Below are 17,653 nucleotides of genomic sequence, written 5' to 3' on the forward strand. Positions count from 1 at the left end.
TTGTCCTACATATAAGGCTTATCCCAAAGTATGCAGGCTCTCTTCTATTGCCTATAGCCATTTTAGCAGTGTCGTGCTCTAAATGACAAGAAAGACGGCTAATTTACACCGCTGTTACCAATAAGTCGAGCTTAAGCATCTTTCTTTAACGGTGGTTTTTTGGGGTAATAGCCGATTGCCATATATATATAGAAGATGGTCAATAAACTTGTAGCTAATGAAACTTTAAAATCGAGGTCAAAAAAACTTAAAACAAACGCCACTAATGTTGGAATGGTTACACTAAGAGCGGTAGTTCGCCATAAGTGGCGGTATTCACCTCGACGTTTTCTGCTATTCAAAATCAATAAAGCGATTAACGCAAACAAACTGATTTTGATAAAATGATAAATTGTAGTTGAGACAAATAAGAAAACAAAAGCAAACGGGTAAAGGAGCCAATCGATTTCTTCGACAAATTCGATGAGTCCATCTATACTGCTAGAGGCATTACCTAACCCGGTGCTCCACTCAACAAAAGATGCGACTGTTAACAAGGATATAAAGAAAAAAATAAACTGCATTATTTTTCCGATGCCCATAATTCGGACAGCAGCTTGTTTTTTAGGTTCCATTAAACTCGCTTTAAATAATTGGTATAGGTTCAAAATCATCTTCCTCTCATTTATACCAATAATCGTACCACGTAGATTGTAAAAAAAAACGCCGCTTTGTTACGGGAATGTAAATTTTGCAGAAAGGTGTTTACAAATTATTAGTAAACTACGCATAATAGGTTAGGTGTGAATATGAAATTTAGGAGTTGAATATGTATCGTGGAAATGAACTGGCAAGAAATCTTCTTTTCCTTTTTTGGTGGATTAGGGATTTTCCTATTTTCAATTAAGTTTATGGGTGATGCTTTACAAAAAGCAGCAGGTGATAAACTGCGAGACATCTTAGATCGTTTTACGACGAATCCGTTCATGGGTGTTCTAGTTGGTATTATCGTAACCATCTTAATTCAATCGAGTTCAGGTACAACTGTAATCGTAGTTGGTTTAGTTAGTGCCGGGTTTATGACATTGAGACAGGCAATCGGCGTTATCATGGGGGCCAATATTGGTACTACTGTAACAGCCTTCATTATCGGTTTAGATGTTGGAGAGTACGCTTTGCCAATTATGGCAGTCGGAGCGGCTATGATTTTCTTTATTAAGAAAAATAAAATCCAAAACATTGGACAAGTCATATTTGGTTTTGGTGGCTTATTCTACGGTATGGAATTAATGAGTGGCGGAATGAAGCCGCTACGCGAATTACCAGCCTTTATCGATATGACGGTTAATTTGAGTGAATTCCCGATTTTAGGAGTGTTTGTCGGAACTGTCTTTACGTTAATTGTACAGAGCTCAAGTGGTACTGTCGCAATTCTTCAAGGACTTTATGCTGAAAACATCCTGACGCTTGGCGCATCTCTGCCAGTTCTATTCGGTGACAATATTGGAACGACCATTACAGCGGTACTTGCAGCACTTGGTACATCAATTGCAGCACGCCGTGCAGCAGCAGTACATGTACTGTTTAATATCGTTGGTTCGGTTATCTTCTTGATCCTATTAATTCCTTTTACAGCATATGTAGAATGGATTTCAGGGGTCTTGGCATTAGAACCGAAAATGCAAATCGCATTTGCCCACGGTTCATTTAATGTAGTAAACACGATTATTCAATTTCCATTAATAGGTGCATGGGCTTACCTAGTGACGAAAGTCATTCCAGGTGAAGAAGTGTTGGTTGAATTTAAACCAAAACATTTGGATATTCACTTTATCGAACAATCTCCTTCTATTGCGCTTGGCCAGGCAAAAGAAGAAATTTTACGTATGGGTCAATATTCAGTGCAAGGATTAGAAGAAACGTATAAGTATTTAATGACAAAGAGCAAGAAAAATGCAGAAATGGGTTATCAGTTAGAAGATGCCATCAACAATCTTGATAGCAAAATCACAGATTACCTGGTACTAATTTCAGCAGAATCTATTTCAGCAGCTGATTCAACACGCCACACAATGTTGATGGAAACGGTTCGTGACATCGAACGAATCGGTGACCATTTTGAAAACATTATTGAGCTAGTTGATTATCAAGAAAACAATAAAGTGAAAATCACGGAAAGTGCAATGGAAGATTTAACAGAAATGTTTACATTGACGATTGCCACAGTTCAAAAAGCGCTAAACGCATTGGATACAACTAGTCATGAACTGGCTCGTGAAGTAGCTGAACAAGAAGACTTGATCGACAAAATGGAACGTAAATTCCGCAAAAAACACATTTTACGCTTGAACGAAGGCGTTTGTACTGGACAAGCAGGAATTGTCTTTGTCGACATCGTAAGTAACTTAGAGCGAATTGGTGACCATGCAGTGAACATTGCAGAAGCAATTCTAGGGAACCGAGCGTAACTAGAAAAGCATAAGTGCCTGTTCAGCTATGTTTGGTATAAGGCTGACCAGTAGTGCGGCGTTCTTTGTCGCATAGCTGGGTTGGCTGATAACCCGAAGAGCTAGACGCTAGAGTCTAAACAAGAAAAAGTATAAAAAACAAAAAGCTCTCTTTCATCAAACTTTACATTTTGAAAAATGTAGAGCACGATGGAAGAGAGTTTTTTTATAGGAGGAGTGCAGATGGAAATCATCGGCTGGATTGTAATCTTGCTATTTTTTGTTATTGGATTTATTGGTTTGGTATACCCGATTATCCCTGCTGTTTTATTTATTTTCGGAGGCTTTGTCATGTATGGCTTGTTTTTCAGCTTTAGCGATTTGCCTTGGTGGTTTTGGGCGATTCAAAGTTTATTTGTTATTTTATTATTTGGAGCAGATGCGCTTGCCAATGCGTTCGGGGTTAAAAAATTCGGTGGGTCAAAAGCAGGTCTTTGGGGCAGTACAATCGGCTTGATAATAGGTCCTTTTATTATTCCAATTGTGGGCATACTAATTGGTCCATTTATCGGGGCGATTGTTGCAGAAATTCTTTTTAATAAATCCACGTTAAAAAAATCTTTTCTTTCAGGTGTAGGTTCTGTTGTTGGATTTATTACATCAGTCTTTACAAAAGGCATTATTCAAACAGTTATGATTGTCCTTTTCTTTATCATGGTTAATTTCAGCGACAAGTGAAGCAAAAGCTTTAAATCAGGGGCTAAGTCGGACAAAAGACTGAATAACGCCATTAGACGTTCATTTTGTTTGTAACAGTCTAGAAATTTTGATAGGCTAAGAAGGTAGACCAATAGACTCAAGGAGGAATTTTATTATGGCTTATGAATTACCAGAATTACCTTACGCGTATGACGCACTTGAACCGCATATTGACAAAGAAACGATGAACATTCATCACACGAAACACCACAACACGTACATCACAAACGTAAATGCGGCTTTAGAAGGCCACGATGAGCTTGCTTCAAAATCTGTAGAAGAATTAATCGCAGATTTAGATGCAGTTCCTGAATCGATTCGTACAGCTGTCCGTAACAACGGCGGTGGACATGCGAACCACTCATTATTTTGGAAACTATTGTCTCCAAGCGGTGGCGGTAACCCGACAGGCGCATTAGGCGAAGCAATCAATAGCAAGTTCGGAAGCTTTGACGAATTCAAAGAAAAATTCGCTGCTGCTGGAAAAACTCGCTTTGGATCAGGATGGGCTTGGCTTGTTCTTTCTAACGGCGAACTTGAAGTAGTATCAACACCTAACCAAGACTCTCCATTAATGGAAGGCAAAACGCCATTACTTGGTCTTGATGTATGGGAACACGCTTACTACTTGAAATACCAAAACAAACGTCCAGATTACATCAATGCATTCTGGAACGTTGTAAACTGGGAAGAAGTTTCAAACCGTTACGAAACAGCAAAATAAGACGTCACAATTGAAACTTTGCACACACTTTTTCGTCAGAAAAAGTGTGTGTTTTTTTTATGGGATGATATACTGATAACTGGATATTTTTTTGCGAAAGGAGCAAACTGCTCATGAAACCGCCTCAAAAAAGACGCATTTCACTGGCAAGGGTGAAATTGCAGTCGAATACAGTCTTTCGAATGAATGTCCTGTTTTTCACAATTTTCTTATTGTTTTCTTTGTTGATTTTACGTTTAGGCTTTCTTCAAATTGTTAAAGGGGAAGATTATGCACGTGCAATCGCAAGAACGGAAGAAGTCCCAGTCAATACAAGTGTTCCAAGAGGACGCATTTTTGATAGCGAAGGACGGATTCAAGTTGGCAATAAACCGGTCAATGCCATTACTTACACAGCGATGCAAACGACCAAAAGAGAAGAAATGATGACAGTTGCACGTGAATTAGCAAAGCTGATTGATAAAGACTTTAACAAAGTGACGCTCCGGGATAAACAGGATTTTTATATACAATTAAATACAGAAAGCGCCACAAAAAAAGTGACGGATGAAGAAAGAGCGGCAATTGCTGCTGAAGATATTACCGAAACAGAAAAACAGCGCAAGCTCGATGCGTTAGTAAGAGAAAAGATCACAGAGAAAGAACTAGCAAGTTTATCGGGAGAAGACCTTGAAGTGCTGGCGATCTATCGTGAGATGACTTCAGGATATGCATTAACTCCTCAAATGATTAAAAACGAAGATGTAACGGATGAAGAGTTTGCTCGTGTTTCGGAGCGCTTGACAGACCCCGATTTAAAAGGGATAAATACCGTAACCGATTGGAAACGGATCAAATCGAGTGACTTAACCATTCTAGGGAGTACGACGACACCTGAAACAGGAATTCCTGCGACGAAACTGGAGTACTACTTAGCTCGAGATTATTCTCGTAACGATCGTATTGGCATAAGTTTCTTAGAACAACAATACGAAGAAGTGTTACAAGGTCAAAAATCGGTTGTTAAAAATGTAACCGATGGCCGGGGAAGTGTCATTGAAACAGTTCCTGTCGATGAAGGGGAAGCTGGAAAAGACATCGTGTTATCCATCGATAGCGAATTGCAAAGTGAACTTGAAAAAATTGTAGAAGATAAATTATTGGAGTTAAAGAAACGTCCAAATTCAGAATTAGTTAAAGACGCTTACTTAGTCATGATGAATCCGCAAACGGGAGAAGTTTTATCAATGGTAGGCAAACGAATTGGCGAAGATAAAGACGGCAAACAAGTTATTTATGACTATGCATTTGGGACATTTACAGCAGCTCACGAAATGGGTTCAACTGTTAAGGGTGCAACGTTATTAACGGGTTATGCTAAAGACGCAGTGGAACTCAATGAAGTTCAAATTGATGAGCCGCTTAAATTTGCCGGAACCGCGTTAAAAAAATCCATTTTTAACACAGAGCCGTTTAACCGGATTCCAATGACAGATTTAATGGCTATCGAACGATCTTCAAACGTTTACATGTTTAAAATAGCAATGAAAATTGCAGGAGTCGAATATCAATACAATCGCGGATTGTATGTAGCTCCTGAAACTTTTGCTGAAATGCGCAATTCATATGCGCAATTTGGTTTAGGGGTTAAAACTGGCATTGATTTGCCAAATGAAGGAACTGGATATATGGGTGGAACTTCCCCGGGGGCAAAACTACTCGATTTGGCAATTGGTCAGTTTGATACGTATACACCAATGCAGTTAGCACAGTATATTTCAACAATTGCTAATGACGGTTACCGGATGGAACCGCATGTAGTTAAAGAAATTCGTAGTGCTTCAACCGACGGTGTCACGCTCGGTCCAATTGAAACGATTATTGAACCTAAAATTTTAAATCGCATTAACAATACACAAGAAGAAATTGAGCAAGTTCAAACAGGTATGCGCAATGTATATATTGGGAGTTCAGGTTCAGCGCGTGCGCAATTTAGCGATGCTCCTTATACCGCTGCTGGGAAAACCGGAACAGCCGAAGTGTACTTCTACGAAAAAGACCATGAACTGACAGGAGAATATGCAATTAATATTGCCCATGTCGGCTATGCACCTTTTGAAAATCCGGAAATTGCTTATGCAGTCGTCATTCCGTACGTTACGACGGATCCGGAAAATGTTCCGAGAGCGAACAATGAAATTGCACGGGCAGCAGCTGATAAGTATTTTGAGTTAAAAAGTAAAGAAGTAGTAGAAGAAAGTAATTTAATAAAACCACCTTATAGTAAAACAGTTGAAGTTGAAGGCGAATAAACGAAAGCCCTAAGGAAATTCTCTTTTTGAGAAATTTCCCTTAGGGCTTTTTTATGTTAACTAAGTCATTTACAATTTCTTAACATTGCCTTTATATGTCCTCAACAATCCCTCTATATAGTAGAGAATGTAAACAAACATAATTAATAGGGGGAAACAACATAATGAGAAACTGGAAATTTGCGATGGCGTCAACAATTCTTGGTTCGGCTTTAATACTTGGTGCATGTGGCAGTACGGATACACAAGAAACGAGTTCAGAAACAGCAGGAGAAGCAGTTGAAGGAACTGTATCTGGTGATGGATCTTCTACTGTAGCACCAATTATGGAAGGCATTGTTGAAGAATATGCTGGAGCACAGCCGGGTGTTCAAGTTACAGTCGGTACATCAGGTACTGGTGGCGGATTTGAAAAATTCATCCAAGGTGAAACGGATTTTTCCAATGCTTCTCGCCCTATAAAAGAAGAGGAAGCAGCTAGCCTTGAAGAAGCAGGCATTGAATATACAGAATTCGAATTGGCTTATGATGGATTGTCAGTTGTCGTTAGTCAAGAAAACGATTGGGTAGAAGATTTAACAGTAGAAGATTTGAAAAAGTTATGGGTAGAAGATGGTAAAACGAAAAAATGGTCAGATATCAATCCGGAATGGCCAGATGAAGAAGTGGTTTTCTACGCACCAGGAACAGATTCAGGAACTTTCGATTACTTTAATGAAGTGATTCTTGAAGATGAAGATCTGGTTAGCTCAGCAACTTTATCTGAAGACGACAATACATTAGTCCAAGGCATACAAGCAGATCCAAATGCTATCGGATTTTTCGGCTATGCATATTACGTTGCGAACCAAGATACATTAAAAGTTGTATCGATTGATGGTGTCGAGCCTAATAATGAAACGATTGAATCAGGGGAATATTCACCTCTGTCACGTCCATTGTTCACATATGCTAGCAATGCTGCACTTACTGACAACGAAGCAGCATATGATTTCATGACGTATGCGATTGAAAATGCAGGAGCTATGGCTGAGGCTGTTGGCTATGTCGCTTTGCCACAAGAGGATTATGACAAAGACTTAGCAGATTTAGAAGCGCTTAAATAATAACAAGGACCAGTCTAGTTTAGTCTGAGGGTGAGCAGCCACTGCTCGCCTTTTGCGGTTGAAAGGGGATTCTATATGCGACCTTCTGTACAGGAAATGATCGCACGTTCAAATGGCAAGAAAAACAAAAAAGCAATTGAGAAAATCATTCCGATTCTTTTGTTTTTGATTGCCTCAGTTTCGGTTTTAACATCCATTGGAATCGTTGTGACATTAATTGTGGAAACTATTACATTTTTCACACGTGTACCATTTTTTGATTTTATTTTTGGCACCACTTGGTTGCCGTTTTCAAATAAAGATGCCCAGTTTGGCATTTTGCCGTTAATCGTCGGAACATTGAAAGTTACTTTAATCGCAACTATTGTCGCGGTACCAATCGGCATTTCAGCCGCAATTTATTTAAGTGAGTATGCCAGCGAAAATGTGCGTCGCATTTTGAAGCCAGTTCTTGAAGTATTGGCAGGCGTACCGACAATTGTTTACGGATTTTTTGCGCTAACTTTTGTGACACCTATTCTTCAATCGGTATTTCCAGAAATCAAAATCTTCAATGCGATTTCACCCGGAATTGTTGTAGGAATCATGATTATTCCAATGATTGCTTCTTTATCAGAAGACGCTATGTCTTCTGTGCCGAAAAGCATACGAGAAGGCGCATTGGCAATGGGCTCGACAAAGTTTGAGGTAGCTTGGAAAATAACTGTGCCAGCCGCGCTTTCAGGAATCATTGCATCGGTTGTTCTAGCGGTATCGAGAGCAATTGGAGAAACAATGATCGTGTCGCTTGCAGCTGGCTCTACACCAAGATTTGATGGCGACTTTACCGGTTCAATCCAGACGATGACTGCCTATATCGTTCAAGTATCAAAAGGTGATGCTGGATTTGGAACAACGATTTACTATTCCATCTATGCAGTCGGATTTACGCTGTTCGTCTTTACGATGGTTATGAATATTCTCGCCGGCTACGTCTCAAAACGTTTCAGGGAGGAATATTAATATGAGATATATAGAACAACAAGCAGTCGTCAAGCGAATGAATGGAAGATTAATCGCCAACAGCATCTTCAAATATGTATTTCTTGCAGCTACTTTAGTCGCATTAGTAGCATTGGTTATTTTACTTTACCGGATTATTTCTCAAGGAATGGGACATTTATCCATTGAATTTTTAACGAACTTTGCTTCGCGTTTTCCAGAAAAAGCTGGAATTAAAGCAGCCCTTGTTGGTTCGCTATGGTTGATGCTGGTTGTTGCACCGACTTCAATTATTTTGGGTGTCGGTTCAGCCATTTACTTAGAGGAATATGCCAAGCAAAACCGCATTACCACATTTATCCGCATGAACATTTCCAATTTGGCGGGTGTCCCATCTGTAGTGTTTGGGTTACTGGGGTTAACGATATTTGTAAGGGCAATGGCTTTAGGAAATAGTATTTTAGCAGCAGGCTTTACGATGAGTTTATTGATTTTGCCGGTTATCGTTGTGGCTTCACAAGAAGCGATCCGTTCAGTTCCTGGTGAACTTCGTGATGCATCATTCGGCATGGGGGCTACCAAGTGGCAGACAATCGTCAAAATTATTTTGCCCGCGGCTATACCTGGTATTTTAACGGGCAGTATTTTAGCACTGTCTCGTGCCATTGGAGAAACAGCACCATTGATTGTCATTGGAGTGCCTGTTATCATCCAGTTCTTACCGGCTGGTGTGATGGACACATTTACCGCTTTGCCGATGCAAATCTACGATTGGTCAAGTCGTCCTCAACCGGAGTTTCAAAATGTGGCAGCTGCAGGAATCATGGTATTGATGGCAGTCCTGCTATTCATGAATTCTATCGCGGTCATTATTCGCAACAAATTCGATAAACGCTATTAACGCTAATTATGTGGAAGGGGTTCTGCAAATGACCACCATTATTACGGAAAAAACAACAACTGAAGAAGTAAATGATTCAGCAAAAAAAGCTGTCTACGAAACAAACCAACTTAACCTTTGGTACGGGTCAAACCATGCATTGAAGAATATTGATCTGGAAATTATGGAAAACGAAGTTACAGCGATCATTGGACCTTCAGGATGTGGGAAATCGACTTATTTAAAAACGTTAAATCGAATGGTTGAGTTGGTTCCTTCTGTTAAAACGTCTGGAGAAATTCTTTACAGAGGACGCAATATTTTCGATCACGATTATGGTGTTGAAGAACTGCGCACACGTGTAGGGATGGTCTTTCAAAAACCAAATCCATTTCCGAAGTCGATATATGACAATATTGCTTACGGACCACGTATTCACGGCATCAAAAACAAGAAAATTCTTGATGAAATAGTTGAAAAAAGTTTGCGTGGTGCGGCAATCTGGGAGGAAGTAAAAGATCGTTTAAACGAAAATGCTTACAGTATCTCAGGTGGGCAGCAACAACGGATCTGTATCGCGCGCGCACTTGCAATCGAGCCAGACGTCATTTTGATGGATGAGCCAACATCAGCACTTGATCCAATTTCGACATTGAAAGTTGAAGAATTGGTTCAGGAACTGAAAAAAGACTATAGTATCATCATTGTCACGCACAATATGCAACAAGCCGCACGGATTTCAGATAAAACAGCATTTTTCCTAAACGGGGAAGTAATCGAATATGATCAAACAGATACCATATTTTCAAACCCTTCCGATAAACGCACGGAAGATTATATTTCAGGTAGATTCGGTTAAAGGGAGGCGAAAAGTTTGTCATTACGTGAAAAGTTTGAATTTGAATTAAATTCCGCTCAAGAAGAATTGATTACATTAAGTACAATGGCAGTAAGTGCGTTAAATAAATCAATGGAAGCATTAATTAGGCAAGATGTAGATGCCGCATTAGAAGTGATTGAAGATGATCAAGACATTAATCAGCTAGAAGAATTTATCAATGACCGGGTCATCTTATTAATTGCTAAACAATCGCCGGTCGCCACTGATTTAAGACGTTTAATTGTAACAATAAAAGTAGCGTCGGATATGGAACGTGTTGGAGATTATGCAGTTAATATCGCCAAAGAGACAATCCGTATCGGCAACCAGGAATTGTTACCTCAAATCGAACAAATTCAGCAAATGCAAAAATTGGCTGTTGCCATGCTGCATCAAGTAATTGATGCTTTTGTAGAAGAAGATATTGTCAAAGCAAAAGAAATTGCAGAACTCGACGATCAAGTCGACGATTTATACGGTGATGTAATTCGTAAACTAATCCAAGCAGGTGGAGAAAATCCAGATAAGCTTGGTCAAATTACACAATTGGCTTTCATCAGTCGTTATATGGAACGTTCTGCTGACCACGCCACTAATATTGCCGAGCAATTATTTTACTTAGTGCGTGGTCGTCACTATGATTTGAACAAATAATAAGTGTCGTCAATCGATGAAAATACGGTGCCGGGAGCGAAATGCTACCGGTCTTTCTTTTTATTTGGAAAGGTTCAATTTTATTGGTGTTTTACAGTAGACTTTATGGTGAAATATGCTATAATAATTAAGTCGTATAGATCACGCTTATTTACAAATGATCTTTGAAAGAATTAGGAGGGATACCGATGCGTGTTAACATCACTTTAGCTTGTACAGAATGTAGCGAACGTAACTACAGCACTGTTAAAAATAAGCGCAACAACCCTGAGCGTCTTGAAATGAAAAAATATTGCTCACGTGAAAAGAAAATGACAGTACACCGTGAAACGAAGTAATTCATTGATTGCCAAAACCTAATATGGGTTTTGGCTTTTTTCTTTTTAAAGGAGAAGATATGGATATGGATAAAAAAACGCAACGCAATCATGTGCTGACAATGCTTAGTCAAATGACAGCCGATCAATATAACAGTAAATCACAAGCAGTTATCAATCGTTTAATGAAAGATCCTGTATTTTTATCAGCGAAAACAGTTGGTCTAACAATATCTGCATTTCCTGAAGTAGATACATTGGCATTAATAGAGAACTGTTGGGCGGCAGGGAAAAAAATAGCTGCTCCGAAATGCCATTCGGCAAATCGCGTTATGGACTTCCGAATAATTGAGTGTTTTGATCAACTAGAAACAGTTTACATGAAATTGAAAGAACCGATTGTCACAAAAACATCTTACATAAAACCTGAACAAATCGACTTGTTAATCGTACCGGGTGTGGTTTTTTCAAAACAAGGGTTTAGAATCGGCTTTGGCGGAGGTTATTATGATCGCTTTTTAGCAAATTATACTGGGAATACACGTTCTGTGGCATTTGATTGTCAAATTGCGGAGGAGATACCAGTTGAAGAACATGATTTGCCGGTTGGAGGCATTTACACAGAAAGTGGTTTTATCGATTTAAAGGCGGTGGACAGATGAAAAACCTATATGATGTTATGCAATTATTAAAACGCTATGGGACAGTTATTTATACAGCTGATTACAGTGCGGATATTGGGTTAATGGAAGAAGAAATCAAAGAATTGTACCGTCTGCAATTTATTACAGCTAAAGAATTTGCGACAGCCATGCTCATTCTGCGCCACAAAAAATCCGAATACGATAAAAAATAAATTCGTTTTACGAAACTTTAATTTGTTTCATTCGTCTAAAATAAGGGTAATTACTTCAATTGACTGTAATAATCTTTTATACTGAACTATTATGATAAACGTGAAAACAAAAAGAATAGGAGGATGTCTAGGAATGTTAAAAAAAGAATGGCCAAAACATACAGTCCTGGCAATTGCCATCATCGCCACTTGGCTAAAAACATATATCGTTTACAAAACGAGTTTTTCAATTACCATTGAAAATTTATTACAAGAGTTTATTTTGTTTATTAATCCGTTAAGCATGCTGTTATTTATTTATGGAGTTTCATTGTTCTTTAAAAGTGACAAAGTCAAAAATGTCTATTTACTATCGGTAGCAGTTATTACATCAATTGTTCTTTACGGAAACGTAGCATTTTACCGATTTTTCAATGACTTTATCACGTTACCTGTATTGTTCCAAACTGATAATTTCGGAGATTTAGGATCTAGTGCAGCAGCTAGTGTGTTTTGGACAGATCTTTTTTATTTTTCAGATGTCCTGATTATTTTGATGGCTATTAAATTTATTAAACTAAAACCGAGTAAAGCGGGAGCTCAATCTGTTCAACGTAAAGCTTATTATATTTTGGCGTTAGCAGTGCTGTTCTTCAATCTAGGGCTTGCAGAAGCAGAACGACCACAATTATTAACGCGTAGTTTTGACCGTGAGATGTTAGTGAAAAATCTAGGTATGTACAATTACCATTTATACGATATTTACATTCAGTCGAAATCACAAGCACAGCGCGCATTAGCAGATGGATCTGAGTTGGTTGAAGCGAACAGTTACGTACGTGCTAACCAAATTGAACCTTCTGCAGAAATGAAGGGAATTGCTGAAGGACGTAACTTGATTGTTGTGACTTTAGAATCTTTACAGAGTTTTGTGATTAACGAAGAAATGAACGGGCAAACCATTACACCGTTTATGAATTCATTAACAGAAGATGAAGACACCATTTATTTTGAAAACTTCTATCACCAAACGGGGTTAGGCAAAACTTCGGATTCGGAATTTTTGCTTGAAAATTCGCTTTACCCGTTAAGTGGCGGAGCGGTATTCTTTACGCATAGTGGAAATACGTTTAACTCGATGGCAGAAAGTCTTGGCAATGAAGGTTATGCGACAAACGTTCAACATGCTAATACAAAGAGCTTCTGGAATCGCGACATCATGTATGAATCGTTAAACATTGACGAATTTTATGATGTGGAAAGCTTTGAAGTGGACGAAGGCCAAGCAGTTAATTGGGGCATGAAAGATGTTCCGTTTATGGAACAGTCTGTCGAGCACATGACTGAAATGCCACAACCTTTTTATAGTCGTTTATTAACATTAACAAATCATCATCCGTTTACGTTAGATGAAGAAGATAAGTTAATCGATGAATACGATTCAAATTCAGGAACATTAAATCGTTATTTCCAAACATCGCGTTATTTAGACGAAGCGGTAAAAACTCTTTTTGATGAATTAAAAGAACAAGGTTTATACGAAAATTCGATTATTGTGATGTACGGTGACCATTACGGAATATCTGAAAATCATAACGAGGCCATGTCTCAATATCTTGGTGAAGAAGTAACGCCATTTACGTCTGCTGAATTGCAAAAGGTTCCTTTCTTTGTTCATATTCCAGGGTACGGTAAAGGGTATGTGGACGACGAAGTTGGCGGACAAATCGATATGCGTCCAACGATCATGAACTTGCTGAATATCGATACATCAAAAGATATTCAATTTGGTGGCGATCTTTTCTCAGAAGAACATGAAGAATTAGCGATTTTCCGTGACGGACGTTTTGTTACAGACGAAGTAGTTTATGCAGGAAATGTTTGTTATGACAAGGAAACGGGTGAACAGACCGAGCAAGAACTGTGCGCTCCATTTATCGAGCAGGCATTTACAGAACTTGAATATTCCGAGTCGATTATTAACGGAGATTTATTGCGTTTTTACGATGAAAAAGATGGTCAGTTGACAACAATTCCTGATGTCGAATTAAAACAATAACCAAAAGGAGAGTGCATCACGCGCTCTCCTTTTTTCATGCAATAAAAAAAGCCGATGCAGTATGCATCAGCTTTTTTTAGATTAATGTAGGCTCGGTGGATAACCTTGTGTGATAAGTGTTGCGATCGCAAACCCGCCGAAAATCACAAAAGTTCCAAAGTTAAAAAGGAAACCTAGAACTTCTTTGTTTTTAAGCGTTTGTACAGTGCCGATTGCTGCAAGAATTGCAATAAGTCCAAATATAACCACTAACATCCAACTCATCGATGACACTCCCTTCAACTTAAACAGCCAGTGCCGCTTTGTTCTCTTTATATTGTAAAGATATTCCGCTGTTTTGTCGAGGACAAAAAGTGTCAGTATCTTGACAGTCTACTAGGTACGGCATGTTATAATCGGAAAGAGGTGAAAGAGATGTTAAAAATCGATCAACTAGAGTTAGGTCCTATTCAAACAAATTGTTACATCATTTCCGATGATCAGAAAAACTGTCTGATTTTTGATCCGGGTGAAGAAAGTACGAAGATAGAAGCATTGGTGAAAAAGAAGAACTTGAAACCGATGGCTATTTTATTAACGCATGCGCATTTTGACCATATTGGTGCAGTCGACGACATAAGGGAACGTTATTCTGTCCCTGTTTATTTGCATCATTTAGAGAAAGACTGGTTAAGCCGTCCGAACTTAAACGGCTCAGGAAAGTATGCGGCAGTGCCTGATTACCGCATGAAAGATGCAGATGTCTTGTTGATAGATGAAAAGACATTAGAAATTGGGTCGTTCAAAATGGATATTTTCCATACACCCGGACATTCTCCTGGTAGCGTAAGTTTCTCGTTTGGTAAGGAAGGCTTTGCGATTGTTGGCGATGTCATTTTCCGTGGAAGTATTGGCCGTACAGACTTGATTGATGGCTCTGAGAAACGGCTTCTACAGTCTATAGAAGAGTCGATATTGCCACTTCCCAAGCACATGATTCTATACCCAGGACATGGCCCTGAAACAACAGCAGAGCAAGAATTACACAGCAATCCATTTTTAAAGATTTTTAAATCGTAAGAAGGTTATAACCAAATAAAAAACAAACGGTGTATCGGAAAATCCGATACACCGTTTGTTTTTTATTGGCGTTGATTAATGCCCAGCACCAGGAACGTGGATGAACGTAGAGTAATAAGTGAAGCCTACGAAAAACACTGTCAAATAGGCGGCAAAAATATACATATACATGCGTTCAGAAATATTTAAAAATCCAAGAAGAACAAAAACTCCGGTGTTAGCTACCATTAATAATGATACTTCAACCATATCGCCTACATAAAAGAGAACTGCAAATATTCCAGTCCACCATCCCATTAATTTGAACATATTATTCATGGGTAATCCCTCCTTTGCCACAACACAATAATCTCTCATTCATTATATAGGAAACAGAGTGAATGTGTAAACAACGAGTTGGTCTTTCTTTGTGACAAACAGGTGTACGACAAAAAATGCTGAATGGATTCCCTAGTTCACTGAAAACCTACTAGGTAAAGAAAAATATAGTAGCCTTCAAATTTGAGATTTGGCTTGATATTGACGTTCAAAAAATTATTTTGGCAAAAATTATTTCCTTTTCAAAAAGAGCTAGCTATACTATGGGTGAACAAAGAGGCGGCCTTTGTTCAAGTCGAAATTGGAGGTGGATATGCAATCAATTATTGAGCGCCGCTGTGTTGACTTATTGCATGATGCGGCAAAAAATGGCACAACAGACATCCACATCAAACCCGAACTATCCTGCTATACCATTGCTTATCGTTCGTTCCAAAACTTGCGCCAAGTAAAACAACTCCCCTTTGATCTAGGTGATCGCATGATTGCTTATTTCAAATACTTATCCCTTTTAGATATGAGTGAAAAGCGAAAACCCCAAACCGGTTCTTTCCAACTTACCATCAACAACTTATCCCATTATTTTCGAATTTCAACATTGCCTTCTGTATTAACAAAAGAAAGCATTGTCATCCGAATTATGCCTGATGATACGGCACAATCGATCCACCAGTTGGCAGCATTTCGTGACTCGGCTAGGCTTTTGGAAAAATTGTCTGAAGCATCTCAAGGACTAATTTTGTTTACGGGTCCTACCGGTTGTGGCAAATCCACAACTTTATATTCGTTGTTAAAGCATTGTTCCGAAAAGCTAAACCGTAACATTATCACGCTTGAAGATCCTGTAGAACGCAAAAACCAAGCGATTTTACAAATCCAAGTAAATGAAAAAGCGGGACTCAGTTATGCAACCGGATTAAAAGCGATTTTGCGACATGATCCAGATATTATTATGATCGGTGAAATCCGTGATGCAGAAACGGCTCAAATAGCGGTACGTGCCGCATTAACGGGACATTTAGTGTTTTCTACAATACATGCCAGACATTCTGTTGGCTGTTTGCACCGCTTAAATGATTTAGGTATATCTTTTGAAGACATGTCACAAACCTTAGTGGCCATTTCAGCGCAAAAAATTATACCGATGTTTTTAGATGTTGAACAAAAACAACCAAGTCACCGCGCACTTTATGAGATTCTTGACGGTGAATGGTTAGAAGATGCATTAATGTCAGCTCAACAGAAAAAAATATACACATTGCCAAGTCATTTGTCCTTTGCTGGTCAAGTTCGGGAAGGAGTGAAAATTGGTGCGATTGAGCCTTCCTATGCGTTCAGACAAGATCCGTCTTCGTGATCGCGAACAATTTTTAACTCGTTTATCGGTATTAATGAAAGAAGGATATTTGTTGCCAGTCGCTTTGAGTTTATTATTGCCAATGCATACTTCTAAGCTAGAAGAAGCTTTAGTTGGCATAACGGCTGTTTTAAAAGAAGGTGGCCAAGCAGCAGAAATTCTGAAGTTTTTAGGGTTTACAGATCACGTGTTATTTCCGGTTGAAATTGCTGAATCCCACGGACGATTAGCAGAATCGATTGATAGCATTGCTAAAAGTTATGCGCGAACAGAACGTGTACAAAAGAAATTAAAGAATATATTGATCTACCCAGTTTCTTTGCTGATTTTCACTTCTATCTTATTTTTGTTTTTTCGTACAAGCTATGTGCCGAATTTAACGGAAATGATGAATTCTATGCAAACTGGAGAAGAAGCATCAGGTGTACCTGCTTATTTATTGAGTTTGCCAGATTTTTTTATCGCTGTTTTTGCTGGTACCGCCTTATCAGTATATGTATTCAATCAGTTATTAAAAAAGCAAGCAGTTGAGCGACAAATCAATTGGCTCCTGTCAATCCCGGTCATCCGTCGCTTTATGAAACTGTACTGGTCGCATTTACTTGCACGTGAGCTTGGTACTTTATTGCATAGTGGCATCTCGATGCAAGAATCCCTCGATTTGTTGCAACGCCAAAATTATCATAAAATTATTCAGTTTATGGCGCATGTGTCTCATGAAGAATTGATGATGGGACAAAGTTTTTCTAGGTCGCTAGAACATGTTGCGTTTGTCTCTAAAGACATGCCCGCTTTTGTGCAACATGGTGAAATGACGGGGTTTTTAGGCAAAGAGCTTATTCTTTATAGCGAAGTATTAATGGAGCAAATTGAGCAACATACACAGCAATTGCTCCGTATTATCCAACCGAGTTTTTTTATTATGATTGCTATTTGCATTGTCGGTGCATATTTAGCGATTTTGATGCCAATGTATAACTTAGTCCATACCATCTAAGGAGGAAGAA

At 38.8% G+C, this 17,653-nt stretch carries 19 protein-coding genes; 16 read left to right on the forward strand and 3 right to left on the reverse strand.

The window, feature by feature from the left end; all coding sequences use genetic code 11:
• Window positions 1-131: 131 nt before the first annotated feature.
• Window positions 132-653, reverse strand: coding sequence for a DUF1189 family protein (locus MLE13_RS05315; RefSeq protein ID WP_240748399.1), 522 nt, complete (start codon window positions 651-653; stop codon window positions 132-134).
• A gap of 162 nt (window positions 654-815) precedes the next feature.
• Between MLE13_RS05315 and MLE13_RS05320 the strand changes: the two genes are divergently transcribed.
• From MLE13_RS05320 to MLE13_RS05380, 13 genes are all read left to right on the forward strand, one after another.
• Entirely contained in the window at window positions 816-2,447 is a 1,632-nt protein-coding gene (locus tag MLE13_RS05320; RefSeq protein ID WP_240748400.1) for a Na/Pi cotransporter family protein, read from the forward strand.
• A gap of 222 nt (window positions 2,448-2,669) precedes the next feature.
• Window positions 2,670-3,164: a DUF456 domain-containing protein gene (locus MLE13_RS05325; protein WP_240748401.1), complete on the forward strand. Its 495-nt coding sequence runs from the start codon at window positions 2,670-2,672 to the stop codon at window positions 3,162-3,164.
• Window positions 3,165-3,300: 136 nt separating this feature from the next.
• Window positions 3,301-3,909: a superoxide dismutase gene (sodA, locus tag MLE13_RS05330; protein ID WP_240748402.1), complete on the forward strand. Its 609-nt coding sequence runs from the start codon at window positions 3,301-3,303 to the stop codon at window positions 3,907-3,909.
• 113 nt (window positions 3,910-4,022) lie between these two features.
• Complete coding sequence (locus MLE13_RS05335) at window positions 4,023-6,200, forward strand: penicillin-binding transpeptidase domain-containing protein (RefSeq protein WP_240748403.1); 2,178 nt, start codon at window positions 4,023-4,025, stop codon at window positions 6,198-6,200.
• A gap of 164 nt (window positions 6,201-6,364) precedes the next feature.
• Window positions 6,365-7,306, forward strand: a complete 942-nt coding sequence (locus tag MLE13_RS05340; protein ID WP_240748404.1) for a PstS family phosphate ABC transporter substrate-binding protein — start codon at window positions 6,365-6,367, stop codon at window positions 7,304-7,306.
• A gap of 75 nt (window positions 7,307-7,381) precedes the next feature.
• The gene (pstC, locus tag MLE13_RS05345; RefSeq protein ID WP_240748405.1) at window positions 7,382-8,308 is read left to right on the forward strand and encodes a phosphate ABC transporter permease subunit PstC; all 927 of its coding nucleotides are present in this window, start codon (window positions 7,382-7,384) and stop codon (window positions 8,306-8,308) included.
• A 1-nt stretch (window position 8,309) separates the two neighbouring features.
• Window positions 8,310-9,188 carry a phosphate ABC transporter permease PstA gene (gene pstA, locus MLE13_RS05350; protein ID WP_240748406.1) on the forward strand — a complete coding sequence of 293 codons (879 nt, stop codon included), beginning with the start codon at window positions 8,310-8,312 and terminating at the stop codon, window positions 9,186-9,188.
• A gap of 28 nt (window positions 9,189-9,216) precedes the next feature.
• Window positions 9,217-10,026 (forward strand): phosphate ABC transporter ATP-binding protein PstB, encoded by an 810-nt coding sequence (pstB, locus tag MLE13_RS05355; RefSeq protein WP_240748407.1) that lies wholly within the window; start codon window positions 9,217-9,219, stop codon window positions 10,024-10,026.
• 15 nt (window positions 10,027-10,041) lie between these two features.
• Window positions 10,042-10,701, forward strand: a complete 660-nt coding sequence (phoU, locus tag MLE13_RS05360) for a phosphate signaling complex protein PhoU (RefSeq protein WP_240748408.1) — start codon at window positions 10,042-10,044, stop codon at window positions 10,699-10,701.
• 188 nt (window positions 10,702-10,889) lie between these two features.
• Window positions 10,890-11,039, forward strand: a complete 150-nt coding sequence (gene rpmG, locus MLE13_RS05365) for a 50S ribosomal protein L33 (protein WP_006830468.1) — start codon at window positions 10,890-10,892, stop codon at window positions 11,037-11,039.
• 65 nt (window positions 11,040-11,104) lie between these two features.
• The gene (locus MLE13_RS05370) at window positions 11,105-11,680 is read left to right on the forward strand and encodes a 5-formyltetrahydrofolate cyclo-ligase (RefSeq protein ID WP_240748409.1); all 576 of its coding nucleotides are present in this window, start codon (window positions 11,105-11,107) and stop codon (window positions 11,678-11,680) included.
• On the forward strand, window positions 11,677-11,874 hold the full coding sequence (locus tag MLE13_RS05375; protein ID WP_065526508.1) for a YqgQ family protein: 198 nt from the start codon (window positions 11,677-11,679) through the stop codon (window positions 11,872-11,874). The genes MLE13_RS05370 and MLE13_RS05375 overlap by 4 nt, the downstream gene beginning before the upstream one ends.
• Window positions 11,875-12,007: 133 nt before the next feature.
• On the forward strand, window positions 12,008-13,912 hold the full coding sequence (locus MLE13_RS05380) for an LTA synthase family protein (protein WP_240748410.1): 1,905 nt from the start codon (window positions 12,008-12,010) through the stop codon (window positions 13,910-13,912).
• 81 nt (window positions 13,913-13,993) lie between these two features.
• Here the strand turns inward: MLE13_RS05380 and MLE13_RS05385 are convergent, their stop codons facing one another.
• Window positions 13,994-14,176 carry a DUF2759 domain-containing protein gene (locus tag MLE13_RS05385; protein WP_008499035.1) on the reverse strand — a complete coding sequence of 61 codons (183 nt, stop codon included), beginning with the start codon at window positions 14,174-14,176 and terminating at the stop codon, window positions 13,994-13,996.
• Between the two features lie 150 nt (window positions 14,177-14,326).
• Here MLE13_RS05385 and MLE13_RS05390 point away from each other — a divergent pair, with 150 nt between their 5' ends.
• Entirely contained in the window at window positions 14,327-14,971 is a 645-nt protein-coding gene (locus MLE13_RS05390; protein ID WP_240748411.1) for an MBL fold metallo-hydrolase, read from the forward strand.
• A gap of 75 nt (window positions 14,972-15,046) precedes the next feature.
• Here the strand turns inward: MLE13_RS05390 and MLE13_RS05395 are convergent, their stop codons facing one another.
• The gene (locus MLE13_RS05395; RefSeq protein ID WP_240748413.1) at window positions 15,047-15,289 is read right to left on the reverse strand and encodes a DUF2626 domain-containing protein; all 243 of its coding nucleotides are present in this window, start codon (window positions 15,287-15,289) and stop codon (window positions 15,047-15,049) included.
• A 313-nt stretch (window positions 15,290-15,602) separates the two neighbouring features.
• Between MLE13_RS05395 and comGA the strand changes: the two genes are divergently transcribed.
• Window positions 15,603-16,646, forward strand: coding sequence for a competence type IV pilus ATPase ComGA (gene comGA, locus MLE13_RS05400; protein ID WP_240748415.1), 1,044 nt, complete (start codon window positions 15,603-15,605; stop codon window positions 16,644-16,646).
• On the forward strand, window positions 16,600-17,643 hold the full coding sequence (gene comGB, locus MLE13_RS05405) for a competence type IV pilus assembly protein ComGB (RefSeq protein ID WP_240748417.1): 1,044 nt from the start codon (window positions 16,600-16,602) through the stop codon (window positions 17,641-17,643). Before comGA ends, comGB begins: the two co-directional genes overlap by 47 nt.
• Window positions 17,644-17,653 lie beyond the last annotated feature (10 nt).

Source organism: Planococcus halocryophilus, assembly GCF_022489025.1.
Classification (GTDB): domain Bacteria; phylum Bacillota; class Bacilli; order Bacillales_A; family Planococcaceae; genus Planococcus; species Planococcus halocryophilus_A.

Bases quoted from the DNA above. Each gene is read 5' to 3' on its own strand.
- MLE13_RS05325 (WP_240748401.1), top strand. From the start codon at position 2,670: ATGGAAATCATCGGCTGGATTGTAATCTTGCTATTTTTTGTTATTGGA.
- pstC (WP_240748405.1), top strand. From the start codon at position 7,382: ATGCGACCTTCTGTACAGGAAATGATCGCACGTTCAAATGGCAAGAAA.
- MLE13_RS05380 (WP_240748410.1), top strand. From the start codon at position 12,008: ATGTTAAAAAAAGAATGGCCAAAACATACAGTCCTGGCAATTGCCATC.
- rpmG (WP_006830468.1), top strand. From the start codon at position 10,890: ATGCGTGTTAACATCACTTTAGCTTGTACAGAATGTAGCGAACGTAAC.
- MLE13_RS05390 (WP_240748411.1), top strand. From the start codon at position 14,327: ATGTTAAAAATCGATCAACTAGAGTTAGGTCCTATTCAAACAAATTGT.
- comGA (WP_240748415.1), top strand. From the start codon at position 15,603: ATGCAATCAATTATTGAGCGCCGCTGTGTTGACTTATTGCATGATGCG.
- MLE13_RS05375 (WP_065526508.1), top strand. From the start codon at position 11,677: ATGAAAAACCTATATGATGTTATGCAATTATTAAAACGCTATGGGACA.
- sodA (WP_240748402.1), top strand. From the start codon at position 3,301: ATGGCTTATGAATTACCAGAATTACCTTACGCGTATGACGCACTTGAA.
- MLE13_RS05340 (WP_240748404.1), top strand. From the start codon at position 6,365: ATGAGAAACTGGAAATTTGCGATGGCGTCAACAATTCTTGGTTCGGCT.
- pstB (WP_240748407.1), top strand. From the start codon at position 9,217: ATGACCACCATTATTACGGAAAAAACAACAACTGAAGAAGTAAATGAT.
- MLE13_RS05335 (WP_240748403.1), top strand. From the start codon at position 4,023: ATGAAACCGCCTCAAAAAAGACGCATTTCACTGGCAAGGGTGAAATTG.
- MLE13_RS05395 (WP_240748413.1), bottom strand. From the start codon at position 15,289: ATGAATAATATGTTCAAATTAATGGGATGGTGGACTGGAATATTTGCA.
- MLE13_RS05370 (WP_240748409.1), top strand. From the start codon at position 11,105: ATGGATAAAAAAACGCAACGCAATCATGTGCTGACAATGCTTAGTCAA.
- MLE13_RS05385 (WP_008499035.1), bottom strand. From the start codon at position 14,176: ATGAGTTGGATGTTAGTGGTTATATTTGGACTTATTGCAATTCTTGCA.
- MLE13_RS05315 (WP_240748399.1), bottom strand. From the start codon at position 653: ATGATTTTGAACCTATACCAATTATTTAAAGCGAGTTTAATGGAACCT.
- pstA (WP_240748406.1), top strand. From the start codon at position 8,310: ATGAGATATATAGAACAACAAGCAGTCGTCAAGCGAATGAATGGAAGA.